This is a genomic window from Haemophilus sputorum HK 2154 (genome assembly GCF_000287615.1).
GTDB classification, from domain to species: Bacteria; Pseudomonadota; Gammaproteobacteria; order Enterobacterales; family Pasteurellaceae; genus Haemophilus_A; species Haemophilus_A sputorum.
The window spans coordinates 381,737-397,123 of record NZ_ALJP01000009.1; the positions used below are offsets into that span (position 1 = coordinate 381,737).

At 38.7% G+C, this 15,387-nt stretch carries 14 protein-coding genes; all 14 read right to left on the reverse strand.

Annotation, left to right across the window (positions count from 1 at the left end; genetic code table 11):
* Positions 1-48 precede the first annotated feature (48 nt).
* The 14 genes from mepA to uvrA all read right to left on the reverse strand — a co-directional run bounded on the left by mepA (position 49) and on the right by uvrA (position 15,335).
* Positions 49-879 carry a penicillin-insensitive murein endopeptidase gene (mepA, locus tag HMPREF1128_RS04250; protein ID WP_007525151.1) on the reverse strand — a complete coding sequence of 277 codons (831 nt, stop codon included), beginning with the start codon at positions 877-879 and terminating at the stop codon, positions 49-51.
* A gap of 108 nt (positions 880-987) precedes the next feature.
* Positions 988-1,299: a stress response translation initiation inhibitor YciH gene (gene yciH / locus HMPREF1128_RS04255; RefSeq protein ID WP_007524280.1), complete on the reverse strand. Its 312-nt coding sequence runs from the start codon at positions 1,297-1,299 to the stop codon at positions 988-990.
* Between the two features lie 3 nt (positions 1,300-1,302).
* Entirely contained in the window at positions 1,303-1,998 is a 696-nt protein-coding gene (pyrF, locus tag HMPREF1128_RS04260) for an orotidine-5'-phosphate decarboxylase (protein ID WP_007524145.1), read from the reverse strand.
* A 15-nt stretch (positions 1,999-2,013) separates the two neighbouring features.
* Entirely contained in the window at positions 2,014-3,207 is a 1,194-nt protein-coding gene (lapB, locus tag HMPREF1128_RS04265; protein ID WP_007524413.1) for a lipopolysaccharide assembly protein LapB, read from the reverse strand.
* Entirely contained in the window at positions 3,207-3,494 is a 288-nt protein-coding gene (locus tag HMPREF1128_RS04270; RefSeq protein ID WP_007525041.1) for a LapA family protein, read from the reverse strand. Before HMPREF1128_RS04270 ends, lapB begins: the two co-directional genes overlap by 1 nt.
* 19 nt (positions 3,495-3,513) lie before the next feature.
* Complete coding sequence (locus HMPREF1128_RS04275; RefSeq protein ID WP_007525297.1) at positions 3,514-3,798, reverse strand: integration host factor subunit beta; 285 nt, start codon at positions 3,796-3,798, stop codon at positions 3,514-3,516.
* Positions 3,799-3,924: 126 nt separating this feature from the next.
* A complete protein-coding gene (gene rpsA / locus HMPREF1128_RS04280; RefSeq protein ID WP_007525480.1) occupies positions 3,925-5,589 on the reverse strand; it encodes a 30S ribosomal protein S1 in 1,665 nt (554 codons plus the stop codon).
* Between the two features lie 101 nt (positions 5,590-5,690).
* A complete protein-coding gene (gene cmk / locus HMPREF1128_RS04285; protein ID WP_007523992.1) occupies positions 5,691-6,362 on the reverse strand; it encodes a (d)CMP kinase in 672 nt (223 codons plus the stop codon).
* Between the two features lie 11 nt (positions 6,363-6,373).
* Positions 6,374-7,411, reverse strand: coding sequence for a trypsin-like peptidase domain-containing protein (locus HMPREF1128_RS04290; RefSeq protein ID WP_007524200.1), 1,038 nt, complete (start codon positions 7,409-7,411; stop codon positions 6,374-6,376).
* A gap of 68 nt (positions 7,412-7,479) precedes the next feature.
* Positions 7,480-9,228, reverse strand: coding sequence for a lipid A ABC transporter ATP-binding protein/permease MsbA (gene msbA / locus HMPREF1128_RS04295; RefSeq protein WP_007524343.1), 1,749 nt, complete (start codon positions 9,226-9,228; stop codon positions 7,480-7,482).
* An 86-nt stretch (positions 9,229-9,314) separates the two neighbouring features.
* A complete protein-coding gene (locus HMPREF1128_RS04300) occupies positions 9,315-10,001 on the reverse strand; it encodes an LrgB family protein (RefSeq protein ID WP_007524548.1) in 687 nt (228 codons plus the stop codon).
* A gap of 9 nt (positions 10,002-10,010) precedes the next feature.
* Complete coding sequence (locus HMPREF1128_RS04305) at positions 10,011-10,370, reverse strand: CidA/LrgA family protein (protein WP_007524751.1); 360 nt, start codon at positions 10,368-10,370, stop codon at positions 10,011-10,013.
* Positions 10,371-10,511: 141 nt separating this feature from the next.
* Entirely contained in the window at positions 10,512-12,434 is a 1,923-nt protein-coding gene (locus HMPREF1128_RS04310; protein WP_010128337.1) for an ATP-dependent DNA helicase, read from the reverse strand.
* A 72-nt stretch (positions 12,435-12,506) separates the two neighbouring features.
* Positions 12,507-15,335, reverse strand: coding sequence for an excinuclease ABC subunit UvrA (gene uvrA, locus HMPREF1128_RS04315; RefSeq protein WP_007524848.1), 2,829 nt, complete (start codon positions 15,333-15,335; stop codon positions 12,507-12,509).
* Positions 15,336-15,387 lie beyond the last annotated feature (52 nt).

A 15,387-nucleotide genomic window follows, 5' to 3' on the forward strand; every position in this document is an offset into this window, starting at 1 on the left:
GAAGGAAAAGGAGAATGTTTTTTCATTCTCCTTTTTATTAGTTACTGGCTAGTTTAAACCTTGTTGAGATAACAGCATTTGACATTGCACTGGGGCAACTGGTATTGATTTTACTTTTGGCTTGCTAGATCCTTCAGGTGCAGGCTCAAACCAAGAGTAAAGTTCTGCACCACAACCATCGCCTGCAGGTAATGCAGCCTGATTTTCACAATTTGGTGCATCGGCAGGACAACTTAAGCGAACGTGAATATGTGAATCGTGTCCATACCAAGGGCGAATCTTTTGTAGCCAAGCTCTATCTGCACCCGCAGTATTACAAAGTTTCACTTTAATCGCTGGATTCACAAAAATACGGTTTACTCGAGGATCTTGCGCAGCTAATTTAATTAGAGTGGTCTGGTTCGGTGTCCAAACACGTTCATCTACCACTTGTGCATCATGATTAACCATTAGGGTGGCTAATCCTGCTGGATTTTTGGCAGTTTCATCGTCCATTGGGCCAAACCGTAACCAAATATCTGCATCTAAGCCTGTTTGATGGCTCGCATGACCAGAAGAAAAACGTCCACCAGCAGGCATTCCCATATCTCCAATTAAGATAGGTGGTAACCCAGCTGCTTTTGATTTCTGCCCAAGCTGTTTTAAATAATTTAATAATTGCGGGTGTCCATAATAACGATTTCTTGATGAACGAATGACTTGGTATCCCTCACCTTTTAAAGCTAATGGTTGGGCACCAATAATACAACCGTTGCTATAGCCGCCTATTGATTGAGGTTTACCGTTAATTGGTGCTTGAATTTTCTCCCAAATACTCGCTTGTGAAGAAAATGAAAGTGCCGCTAACCCAAGCAGCACCACAGATTTTAATTTTTTCATAACTTTCCAAACATAAATAAAAAAGGACAATCTCATGACTATTTTGGCAAATTCCCTATAAAATAGCTACTGATTGTCCAATTTATTACAATTCTTACAGAAGTGAGATTAACCACCAGCAAGTTTTACTTTAAAGCCTTTTTGCGTAAGGATTTGTTGCAATAATTCACGATTATCACCTTGAATTTCAATTGTGCCATCTTTAACTGAACCACCCACACCGCTACGTTTTTTCAATTCTGCAGCTAACAATTTTAATTCAGTATCAGATAAATCTAATCCTGTAATTACGCAAACGCCTTTGCCTTTTCGACCGCTTGTTTGACGTTGAATACGAACAATACCATCGCCTTTCGGTCTTTCTTCTTTAGGTTTATTCGGCGTAATTCTTCCTGTTTCTGTGGAATAAACTAAAGTCATCCATTATGCCTCAATAGATGCGTTAATCGCTTTTAAGGCAGCAAGCGGGTCTTCAGCTTGTGTAATTGGACGACCAATTACCAAATAATCTGAACCCGTTTCGATAGCCAAACGCGGTGTCATTACGCGACGTTGATCGCCGAAATCAGAACCTGCTGGACGAATTCCTGGGGTAACTAGTTTAAAATCTTTTCCACAGTGAGTACGAAGTACTTCCACTTCTTTCGGTGAACATACTACACCATCACAACCTGCACGCTGAGCAAGATGTGCTAATCGAATTACTTGCTCCATAGGTGAAGCGTTAATTCCAATTTGTAACAAGTCTAAATCTTCCATACTTGTTAAAACCGTTACCGCAATTAATAATGGGGCATCTTTTCCATAAGGCTCAAGAATTTTTCTCGCTTGTTCCATCATGGCTAAACCGCCAGAGGCATGAAGATCAACCATCCATACGCCTAAATCAGCTGCTGAACGAACTGCTCTTGCTACCGTATTTGGAATATCATGATATTTTAAATCTAAAAACACATCAAATTTTCGATTTTGGAGCTGTTTAACAAAGTTAATGCCTAATGAGGTAAACATTTCTTTACCTACTTTTAAACGACAAAGTGAAGGATCAACCTGATCTACAAAATTCAGTGCCTCGCGCTCTGTTTCATAATCTAGTGCCACAATAACTTTACTATTCATACTGAACCCCTTTTATTAGATTGTTGTGTCTATGCTTGAAACTGGTTTAATGGTTTCCCAGTGTCTACAAGATGGACAATGCCAATTTAGTCGATAACTTTGATAACCGCAATTTAAACAACGATAATGAAAACCCTTTTTAATATGCTCACCAACCATTTTATGTAGCAAGCTTAAACTTTCTTTACCGTTACCTTCTTCTGCGTCACCCATTTGATACCGTATAAATCGGTGGAATGTTAACATATTAGGATATTGACTTACCTGCTGATAGAGTTTAGCTTGTGCTGCTTTTGTCCCGTCACGCTCTTCAATAAATTCTGTTAATGCAATATCAATATTGCTGTTATGTTTAATTTGGTTTGCTCGAATCAAGAAAAGCTCATAATTTACCGGATCATTAAAAGCCACATAGCATTCACGAATTTTTCCTAGGACTTCGCTAATATAGTCACTATCTTGATTTAGTATGTTTTCATAATAGTCTAATGCAGTCCGATACTGTTCTTTTTGTAAGTGATAATCGCCTAATAAAATAGAAGCTCGACTGCAGGCTGGCAAATAAGATAATGCTTTTTTCAAAGAATCAACAAATGCAAATTCATTATCAATTTTGACCGCTTGTGCGTATTCACAATAATAATGAGCTAGCGGTGTTTTATCTGCATCTGGCTGAATTCTTAACAATTTTTCTGAAACATTGATTGCCTTTTGCCACTCTTTAGTTTTTTGATAAATACGACTTAATTGAGTTAACGAATTAACGGCAAAATCAGGCTCATCTAGCAATAAAATATAATAATTCTCTGCACGATCATAAAAACCTGCGGCCATAAAATCATTCGCTAACTGCTGCTTTGCAAGTAGTTTTTGTTCAAATGAATAATCTGGGCTTGCATCTAAGCCTTGATGAAGTCTCAATGCCTTATCAACCTCACCTCGAGAACGAAATAAATTCCCCAACGTTAGTTCAGCTTCAAATTGCGAGTCGTTTGCGATTTGGTTTTCTGTCTCTTGCTTTTGTAACATAGAAAGAAAAACATCAACAGCTTTTTCTTGTTGATTTGATAAAAGGAAGTTAAGTCCCGTGACGTAATCACGGGAAAATTTATTTTGAAGGGTTTCTTGATCCTTTTTAACACTACGTTGCCCCATATACCAACCATATAATGCGGCAATGGGTAATAAAAGGAACAATAATTCAAGCATTATTCAGCCTTTGGCGAGGTAAGTTCAGAAATTTGTTGTGCTTGTCTTTTTACTCGGCGATTTAAAGCCATATTCTGTAATTTTAATCGTAAGTAAAAAATACCAGTAATTAGCCATCCTAAAATCAAACCAAATCCAAATAAAATAGCTACAAGGGTAGATAAGCGCAATTCACTTTGTGCAATCGCATAGTTAAAAGTAATCATTTGATCATTATTAGCACCTATTGTAATACCAACAATTGCTAGCGTAATAATCACTAATGCAGCCAAAATATATTTAATCATAATTGCTCTCCTATTGCACTTATTCTTCAGTGTCAACCAAAGACTTCAACGCTTTACCTGCTTTAAAATAAGGCACTGACTTTGCTGCCAATTCAACATTTTCGCCCGTTCTAGGATTTCTCCCTAAACGAGGGGCTCTAAAATGTAAAGAAAAACTACCAAATCCACGAATCTCTACACGAGAGCCTTGTTCCAAAGAATGTGTAATCTGTTCAAGAATTTCTTTAATACCTTCATCAACTAATTTAGTTGAAAGATTAGGCTGGGCTCTAACGAGTTCATCAATCAATTCCGATTTTGTCATGATACCCCTTCTGCGCAAGATTAATTATATTTGAGAATTCTATACTGTAAAAAACTAAAATATAACTAATCAAAGATATAAGCGGATGTGTTTTCACACACCCGCTTTCTAATTAGAAATCTCTAATTATTCGCCTTTAGCTTGAGCAAATGCTGCAGCCATTGCGTTTGGTACTTCAACTTCTTGTTTGTTTACTTGTGCAATTGCAGCTGATTCTTCAGCTTCATCTTTCGCACGAACAGATAAGTTGATTACACGAGATTTACGGTCAACACCGATGAATTTAGCTTCGATAGCATCACCTACTGAAATAACAGAAGTAATGTCTTCTACACGCTCACTTGTCGCTTCGTTAGCACGGATAAATGCTTCAACGCCACCTTCAAGTTCAACAGAAACACCTTTAGCATCTACTGCTGTTACTTTACCAGAAACGATTGCGCCTTTTTTAGTGCTATCTACGAAGTTAGTGAATGGATCAGATTCTAACTGTTTGATACCTAAAGAGATACGCTCTTTTAATGCATCTACTTGTAATACAACAGCTTCTACTTCGTCACCTTTTTTGTAGTTACGAACAGCTTCTTCACCTGATTGGTTCCAAGAAATATCAGATAAGTGTACTAAACCATCAATACCGCCTTCTAAACCGATAAAGATACCGAAGTCAGTAATTGATTTAATTTTACCTGATACTTTGTCGTTTTTGTTGTGAGTTGATGCAAAGTGTTCCCAAGGGTTTGCTTTACATTGTTTTAAGCCTAATGAAATACGACGACGTTCTTCATCAACTTCTAACACCATCACTTCAACAACATCACCTACGCTAACCACTTTAGATGGATGGATGTTTTTGTTTGTCCAATCCATTTCTGAAACGTGAACTAAACCTTCAACACCATCTAAAATCTCAACGAAACAGCCATAGTCAGTTAAGTTAGTTACTTTACCAGTTAATTTGCTGTTTACTGGGTGGTTTTGTGCGATAGCTACCCATGGATCTTGACCTAATTGTTTTAAGCCTAATGATACACGAGTTTTCTCTTTGTCGAATTTAAGTACTTTAACAGTTACTTCTTGGCCAACAGTTACTACTTCACTTGGATGTTTAACACGTTTCCATGCCATATCAGTGATGTGTAATAAACCGTCTACGCCACCTAAATCTACGAATGCACCGTATTCAGTTAAGTTTTTAACGATACCTTTAACTTCTGAACCTTCAACTAAGTTTGCTAATACTTCTTCACGATCAGCTGAGTTAGTTGTTTCGATCACTGCACGACGTGACACAACCACGTTGTTACGTTTTTGATCAAGTTTGATTACTTTAAGTTCTAAAGTTTGGCCTTCAAGATTTAAAGAATCGCGAACTGGGCGAGTATCTACTAATGAACCAGGTAAGAATGCACGAACACCGTTTAATTCAACAGTGAAACCGCCTTTCACTTTACCATTGACGAAACCAGTAACGGTCGCTTGTTCTTCGAATGCTTTTTCTAAAGCGATCCAAGCTTCGTTACGTTTTGCATCACCACGAGAAACTACTGTTTCACCGAAGCCATCTTCAACCGCTTTTAATACTACATCAACTTGATCGCCAACTTGAACTTCTAATTCGCCTTGTGCGTTCATGAATTCTGAAGCATCGATTGCAGATTCTGATTTGAAACCAGTATCAACGATTACATAACCTTTTTGGATAGCTACAACAGTACCTTTAACTACAGAGCCTAAACGAGCTTCTTGAGCTAAGAATTCTTCTAGTAGTTGAGCAAAATTTTCTGACATAATTTTCTTCTTAAATAAAATAAACGTCCATCTAACATCCTGTCAAACGGGGTTGATGATAAAAACTTAGTTTTCCCTCACTAAGTCAAAAAATAATTAAATTACGCAATACCTTTAGATGAAATATAAGCCAATGCTTGTGCAATAACTTCATCAATAGATAAATGAGTAGAATCTAATAATAACGCATCTGCTGCCGGAACTAAAGGCGCAACTTCACGATTACGATCGCGAAAATCTCGTTCTTTAATCTCGGCTAAAATATCGTCAAAATTAGCATTAAATCCTTTTTCTTGCAACTGTTTTACACGTCTTTTTGTTCTTTCTTCTGCGCTAGCGTCTAAAAATAGTTTTACTTGAGCATTAGGAAAAACAACGGTGCCCATATCACGACCATCTGCAACTAAACCATTTGCTGACGCAAAATCACGTTGGCGTTGTAATAATGCTGCTCGAACTTGTGGTAATGCCGCAACTTTAGAGGCATTTTGACCCGCTTCAGCAGTTCGAATTTGGTCACCAACATTTTCTCCATCAAGAATAACATTGACTTCACCATTTTTAGGTTCAAAACGAATATCTAATTGTCTTCCTAATTTCGCTAATGCCACTTCATCATCTAAGGAAATGCCTTTTTTTACTGCAGCTAATGCGGTAATACGGTAAATTGCTCCTGAATCTAAAAAGTCAGCTTTTAATTTTTCTGCTAATGCATGACAAAGTGTGCCTTTCCCTGCACCGCTTGGCCCATCAACTGTAATAATATAACTCATTCTACCTTACCCTAATTATCTGGGAATTCTCCGATTGTAACATTAAAGGCTAATTCAACATCACCCCGTAAAACTAACACTCGCACAACCGTACCTGGCTTAATATTTGCTAGCGCTTCCATCATTTGAGAAGGTGATTTTGCCTCAATATTTCCAACACTTAACATAATATCGCCTTGTTGAATGCCTGCTTTTTCGGCCGGACTGTCTTTTGTTACTGCGGTAATTAACACGCCTTTTTCTAAAAAGGCATTTGTTAAAACTGTATTCACACCGAAATAACCACGAATTACGCGCCCATCTTTGATGATTTTGTTCATCACATCTGATGCTTGATTGATTGGAATAGCAAAGTTTAAACCTTCAGCGATTGAATCTGTTCCCGCAATACTGAGTTCACGAATTTCACCACTATTTTTTAAACTTACCGTGTTTATCCCTATCAATTCTCCTGCCGTGTTAATCAATGCCCCACCAGAATTCCCTTTACTAATAGGCGCATCCGTTTGAATCAAATTCTGACGTGTACGATCTGAGATGGTGTTACGCCCTGTCGCACTAATAATACCTTGGCTTACACTTTGCCCAAGATTATATGGATTACCAATAGCTAACACAATATCGCCAACTTGTGGTATGCGTTTCGGATTTTGGCGAATCGTTGGCATATTTACACCATCTACTTTTAGCACAGCTAAATCAGTTAAAGTGTCTGAACCAACTAAATGAGCAACAGAATGTTCCCCATTTTGCAAATAGACTGTTATTTCTTCACCATCTTGAATAACGTGTTTATTGGTTAAGATATACCCATTTGCCGTCATAATTACGCCTGAACCTAAGTTAAGGCGATAACCTGCATTATTATTCTCATTCAAAATTTTTGTATAGATATTCACAACCGCAGGAGAGGCTTCTTTTACTGCCTTTTGATAGCTTAAAATTTCAGGCTCTGTTTTCCATTGTTCTTTAGCCCAAGGGTAAACATACAGCACAATAGCTGCACAAAAAAGCCCAAAAACGACCGCTTGTAATATCTTCTTTATCATAAATCCGCCTTTTTCAGCAAATAGAATCCATCTAAAACTGTAAATTGGCGGATTATACCATAAAGATGTTAAGCACCAAACTGTAAACTATATAATTGGCTATAGGCTCCGTTTTGCGCTAACAATGCCTGATGCGTACCTCGTTCAATAATTTTGCCCTGATCAACGACTAATATTTCATCTGCATTTTCAATAGTTGATAATCGATGCGCAATGACAAGAACCGTTTTATCTTTTTGCAATGCCGCTAGTGCAGACTGAATTGCTCTTTCTGATTCGGTATCTAATGCGGAAGTTGCTTCATCTAATACTAAAATAGGCGAGTTTCTCAATAATGCGCGAGCAATCGCTAAACGTTGGCGTTGACCGCCTGAAAGGCTTGCTCCATTTTCACCAATAACCGTATCTAACCCATCATCCAATTTTTCAATGAACTCCATGGCATGAGCGGCTTTTGCAGCGTTAATAATGTCTTCTCGACTATATTTATCGGTAGCTGCATATGCAATGTTATTGGCAATCGTATCGTTAAACAAATGCACTTGTTGCGAAACAATTGAACATTGAGCTCTTAAATTAGCTAAGCGATAATCTTGAATGTTAATGCCATCTAAAGTAATTTCACCTTGCTCAATGTCATAAAAACGGGTTAATAAATTAGCAATTGTTGATTTGCCTGAGCCTGAACGCCCAACCAATGCAATGGTTTTTCCCTGTGGTAAAGAGAAAGAAATATCATTGAGTGCAAGCCCATCTTTCCCCTCATACCCGAAGGAAACATGATTAAAGGTTATATTACCTTTGGCTCTCTCGACTTCAACCGTACCGTTATCGTTTTCTGTTTTTAAATCTAAAAATTCAAACAACGTTTGACAAGCTGCCATACCTCGTTGGAATTGAGAATTCACGTTCGTTAATGATTTTAATGGACGTAACATTGCCATCATAGAAGAAAAGACTACGGTAAAAGAACCGGCAGTTAAATCTTCAATATGTAACCCTTCAACCGTAGAAAGATAAAGAATGATAGATAATGCAAAAGATGCAATCAGCTGTACCAAACCATCAGAAATTCCATCTGCTGAAACAATTTTCATTCCTTTACGACGCATATCGTTACTTACGCGATCAAAGCGCGCTTTTTCGATTTCTTGTCCGCCAAAAGAAAGCACTTCTTTATGCCCTTTTAACATCTGTTCTGTAGTAACAGTCAGCTCGCCCATAGAGCTTTGAATATTACGGCTTAATTGGCGAAAACGCTTAGAAACAATACCAATAAGCACACCAATAACTGGCGCTAACATAAATAACACCATAGAAAGCTGCCAGCTTGTATAGATCATTACAACAAATAGTGAGATCAAATAAGCCCCTTCACGCACGATAGTCACTAATGCGTGAGAAGATGAATTCGCAACCATTTCTGTATCATAAGTGACTCTTGATAACGAACGCCCAATTGGATTCTTATCAAAATAACTTACCGGCATATATATCAGATGCTGAAAAATTGTTCTGCGCAAAGTCATCACAACATTGCCAGAACTCCACGCCAAACAATAGCCTGCAACATAATTTGTAATCCCACGCACTAAAATAAAAGCGACCACTAAAACAGACATCAATTTTAAAAACCCGTGATCAGCTTGCCCAAACCCTTCATCAAGTAATGGTTTGAGCAAATAAATCAATCCAGAGTCCACTAAAGCATTTAACACTAATGCTATCGCACCAATAATAATGCCCGATTTATATTGCTTGATAATAGGAAATAAACGCTTGAATGTCGCAAGCGTGGAAAGATCTTTTTCTTGCATAATAATGATCGCTTAATTAAATTTGCCGGCATTATACGTTACATTTATCGATAATCCAAACCGCACTAAATTGGCGATTTTGCAAATTAATAGAAAAAAATGACCGCTAGTTTAAAGACAATCGGCGCCAGAATAGAAGAAAGTACGCCACATCCGACCAATGCAATTGAGCTATAACTTCCCGTTTTCACGCTATATTCCATGCAGCGACCAGTGCCTAGTGCGTGAGAGACTGAGCCCATCGTCAATCCAATTGCACGCACATTCCTTACGCCAAGCCAGTGTAATATGCTGAAACCTAACACAGAACCAAGCAAGCCCGCTAACAACACGCCCACAGCACTAATTGCTGATTTCCCGCCCAACTCTTCGACAATCGCAATCGCGATAGGCGTAGAAACTGATTTAGGTAATATAGCCGCGACGATACCTTTGCTTGCACCAAACGCAATAGCCAATGCCACCCCTGTTAACATTGAAATCAATGTACCGAAAAGCACTACCGCACTAATCGGTTTCCATTTTTTGCGAATTTGTGGCAGCTGCTCATAAAAAGGTAAAGCTAAAGCGATAACCGAAACTCCTAATAGATTATTTAACGGGAAATTTCCTTGATAGTAAGATTGATAAGGGACTTTGCCTATTTCTATCACTAAAATAATCAGAATTAACGCAATTAAGAAAGGATTTAGTAAATTAGAACGCAATTTTTTGCTGATTCGTTGCCCGAGTAAAAAGGCTGAAATCGTTAATAAAGAAAAAAGATAAACCATAATATGTCCCTATTTACGATGAAAAACCCACTGCGCAAATAGACCAATGAGGACTAATGACACCATTGTGCTAAGCATATTGGCTAAAACAAAAGAGACGAAGTGGCTTTTGAGAATATCGACGTGTTCGACAATTTCTGCACAAATTGGAATAAAGAAAATCGTCATATAACGTGTTAATGGTCTGGCAGCCGGCGTTACCCACTCTACTTTCACAATACCAATCACTAACGAGGTAAATAGTAGTAATAACCCCCAAATACTATCAGGAATGCCAATTGGTAATAATATAGATAATCCCTTTCCTAGATAAAGCATTGCAAAAAGCAAGCATAATGAAAGAAGTGTTCGAGTTATTTTTAATAACATTTATGCTCTCCTAAAAAAACAAGCGGTAGAATTTCACTTATTTTTTGCAAAGCATCAGTGCCAAATAACTACCCGTGTTGATGATTTGCAAAAAACGAAGTAAATTCTACCGCTTTTGGAGTGACTTATTTTTGATTTACCTTAATTTTCTTTTAAAAAAGCCACAACTTTTTCTAAATCTCTCGTGCGAGTCGAAGGCGGTAAACTCTTTAAAAAAGTAGCTCCATAATGACGCATGACTAAACGGCTATCACAAATCATGACCACGCCTCTATCCGTCACATCCCGAATTAAACGCCCTACCCCCTGTTTTAAGGTAATCACCGCTTCAGGAATTTGAATATCATTAAATGGATCGCCACCTTGCAATCGACAATCTTCCATACGCGCTTTTAGAAGGGGATCATCTGGAGAGCTAAACGGTAGCTTATCTATAATCACTAAAGATAAATCATCCCCGCGCACATCAATTCCTTCCCAGAAACTTTGGGTTGCCACCAAAACTGAATGAGGCTCTTGAATAAATTTCTCCAATAACTTCGATTTGCTGGTTTCTCCCTGCAATAGCACGTTTAATTGGCTATGTTCACGCAAGAAATCTGCTAGTCCGCGCATCATATAGTATGAAGTACAAAGTAAAAAACAGCGTCCTTGATTGGCTTCAATAACTGGCATTAAAAGCTCGCCAAGCGCAGTTAGCGTATGCGCTTTGTTACTATCAGGTAAAAAACGTGGCACACATAATAGTGATTGCTTTGCATAGTCAAACGGACTTTGTAACACCATTTGCTCTGCCTCTTGAATACCTAAACGTTGGCAAAAATGATCAAACTTACCGCCCACCTCTAGCGTGGCAGAAGTAAATACCCAAGCAATTTTCTGATTTTTTAACTGTTCGCCAAATTTATCTGCCACCGTCAATGGGGTAATGTGCAAACCAAACGAACGCCCATTCGCTTCATACCAATAACAATAACCAACAACGTGCGTTTCACTCATTTTTTTAAGTAAAACTTTAACTTCTGCTAAGCGCTCAAAAATTTTATCTAAGGTTTCAGAACGCCCAAGTGATTTTTTGATGATCTGACTGAGAAAATCAATATGCTCACTGATTTTATTAAGTCCATCAACCACTTTCTTATCGACAAATAATTCGCGTAAGTTACCTCGAATCTGCCCTTCCCCGCCCATGAATAAACGGAAATCTTGTACCGATTTTTGCAATAAATCTGCTGCTTTACCTAGTTGTGCTAAATCTTTTAATTCAGTACGGTAAACAACATTGATATCTTTGCAAAGATCAAACAGTTGGCGTGAGGAAAGGGATTGTCCAAAATACTGACTAGCAATATCTGGCAGTTGATGTGCTTCATCAAAAATCACTAATTCAGCTTCTGGAATCAATTCCCCAAAACCGGTTTCTTTAACCGCCATATCCGCACAAAATAGGTGGTGATTTACCACAACCACATCTGCTTCCATCGCTTTTCGGCGCGCTTGTACTACATAACACTCTTTGTAATTTGGACAATCAGCCCCCAAACAATTTTCAGTCGTACTCACTAATTGTGGCAAAATCGGGCTATCTTCGGCAATCGTGACACATTCGCTTAAATCACCTGTTTGAGTAGACTGATGCCATTTTCGCACTTTACTTAAATCAGCTAAAACCGATTTATCACCCAATACGCCCATCGCAATAACCTGATCGAGCCTTTCTAGGCAGAGGTAATTAGCTCTCCCTTTTAATAACGCCACTTTACCTTTATATTTAAGCGCTTTTTGAATTGTGGGGAGATCTCGATTAAATAGCTGATCTTGTAAGTTTTTTGAGCCTGTAGAAATAATGGTTTTCTTGCCAGAAAGTAATGCAGGGACTAAATACGCAAAAGTTTTTCCAGTTCCGGTTCCCGCTTCTACAACCACTGGATTTGCAAATCGCACTGCATTTCCGACCGCTTGCGCCATTTTTAATTGCGCTGAACGAGGTCGAAAACCTTTGATTTTCTGACTTAACCAGCCTTCTTCACTGAAAGCATGTTCAATTTTTTCGATATATTTCATTTTCTTTTCATAGCGAAAAAAGAAAGTGCAAACCATCGCTTGCACTCTCTTTCTTGTTAAGTGAGGTTATAATTAACCTTTAGCTAGAATTTCTTTTAAGAAGCGCGCCGTATGCGAAGCTTTATGTTTAGCCACATCTTCTGGTGTACCGGTTGCAATAATTTGACCGCCACCAGCGCCACCTTCTGGCCCTAAATCAACAATCCAGTCAGCCGTTTTGATTACATCTAAATTATGTTCGATCACCACAATCGTATTCCCTTGATCGCGTAATTTATGTAATACAGAAAGCAACTGTTTAATATCGGCAAAATGTAACCCTGTTGTTGGCTCATCTAGAATATAAAGTGTTTTGCCTGTATCGCGTTTTGACAATTCTGTGGCTAATTTAACTCGTTGCGCCTCTCCTCCTGAAAGCGTGGTAGATGATTGCCCTAATCGAATATAAGAAAGACCAACATCCATTAAGGTTTGTAATTTACGCGCAATTGCTGGAATCGCATCAAAGAAAGTTCTTGCCTCTTCAACTGTCATATCTAACACTTGATGAATGCTTTTTCCTTTATAACGAATCTCTAAGGTTTCGCGATTATAACGCTTGCCTTTACAATGATCACAAGGCACATAAACATCTGGCAAAAAGTGCATTTCAACTTTAATCATGCCATCGCCCTGACAGGCCTCACAGCGACCACCTTTTACGTTAAAACTAAAACGCCCGACATTATAGCCTCTCGCTCTAGCCTCTTGAGTCCCCGCAAAAAGCTCTCGGATTGGGGTAAATAACCCCGTATAAGTCGCTGGATTTGAGCGAGGGGTGCGACCAATTGGACTTTGGTCAATATCAATGACTTTATCAAAATGCGCTAAGCCATCAATGCTTTCATAAGGTGCATAATCTGTTCTTTCCGCACGATTAAGTGCATTCTGCGCTAATGGGAAAAGCGTATCGTTAATTAGGGTTGATTTACCTGAACCAGATACCCCCGTAATACAGGTCAATAACCCAACTGGAATCTCCAATGTCACATTTTTAAGATTGTTGCCTTTCGCACCAGTTAAGGTTAACACGCGAGCTTGGTCAAATGGTACGCGTTGTGCAGGAATCTCAATTTTCTGTACGCCTGAAAGAAATTGCCCCGTTAAAGAATTCTCAACCTGCATAATTTCATTCGCGTTACCTTGTGCAATCACTTGGCCGCCATGCACGCCAGCACCAGGCCCAATGTCCACAATATGATCTGCGGCACGAATAGCATCTTCATCATGTTCAACCACAATAACGGTGTTTCCTAAATCACGCAAATGGACTAACGTTTTGAGCAAACGTTCATTATCACGTTGATGCAAACCGATTGATGGCTCATCTAGCACATACATTACACCGACTAAACCTGCGCCAATTTGGCTCGCTAAGCGAATACGTTGCGCCTCGCCACCAGATAAAGTTTCCGCTGAACGTGAAAGGGAAAGATAATTCAAACCTACATTTACCAAAAATGACAAGCGCTCACGAATTTCTTTTAAAATTTTCTCTGCAATTTTCGCGCGTTGACCTGAAAGCTTAAGGTTTTCAAAGAAAGAAAGTGCTTCGCCAATAGACTTTTCCGCCACCATCGGCAGATTAGTTTGTTCAAGAAATACATAACGTGCTTCTTTGCGTAAACGCGAGCCTTGGCAATCATTACATGGACGATTGTTAATATATTTGGCTAATTCTTCACGTACAGCGGTAGATTCTGTTTCTCGATAACGACGCGTTAAGTTATTTAATACGCCCTCAAATGGGTGTTTCCGTTTGATTTTATCGCCACGATCGTTGACATACACAAACTCAATTTCATCCTGAGAACCATGTAAAATGATTTGACGAATTTTTTTCGGTAATGATTTAAATGGCGCTTCAATATCAAATCCATAATGTTCTGCAACCGCTTTTAATAAACCAAAATAATAGAAACTACGACGATCCCATCCTTTAATTGCACCCGCTGCTAGTGAAACTTCCTCATTTTGCACTACTTTATCTGGGTCAAAAAATTGCTCAACGCCTAGCCCATCGCATGTTGGACAAGCGCCAGCAGGGTTATTAAACGAAAATAAACGCGGCTCAAGTTCAGCTAATGAATAGCCACAATGTGGGCAAGCAAAACTTGCTGAAAACATTAGCTCTTGCGCATCAGGATTATCCATATCAGCAATAACTGCTGTAGAGCCTGATAATTCTAATGCCGTTTCAAAAGATTCTGCTAAACGAGGCGCTAAATCAGCACGAACTTTAAAACGGTCAACCACCACTTCAATCGTATGTTTTTTCTGTAACTCTAGTGCTGGCGGATCAGATAAATCACAAATTTCTCCGTCAATTCTTGCTCGAATATAACCGCTTGCAGCCAAACTTTCTAACAATTTGACATGTTCACCTTTGCGTTCCTTTACAACAGGCGCTAATAACATTAAGCGCTTGCCTTCGGGTTCTTCTAAAACTCTATCAACCATTTGTGAAATGGTTTGTGCAGCGAGTGGCACATCATGATCTGGGCAGCGTGGCTCACCTACACGGGCAAAAAGCAAACGAAGATAATCGTGAATTTCTGTCACCGTTCCCACCGTAGAACGTGGGTTGTGAGAAGTAGATTTTTGCTCAATTGAAATAGCAGGAGAAAGCCCTTCAATATGATCAACATCGGGCTTTTCCATTAACGAAAGAAACTGTCTAGCATATGCTGAAAGCGATTCAACATAACGGCGTTGACCTTCAGCATATAACGTATCAAAAGCTAAAGAGGATTTTCCAGAACCAGATAACCCCGTAATGACAATAAACTTATCTCTTGGTAGGGTTAAATTGATATTTTTTAAATTGTGGGTTCTTGCACCACGGATTTCTATCGTCTTCATCACTCAATGCTCTTAAAATGGAAAGGCTAGTATTATGACACAAAAATAAAAA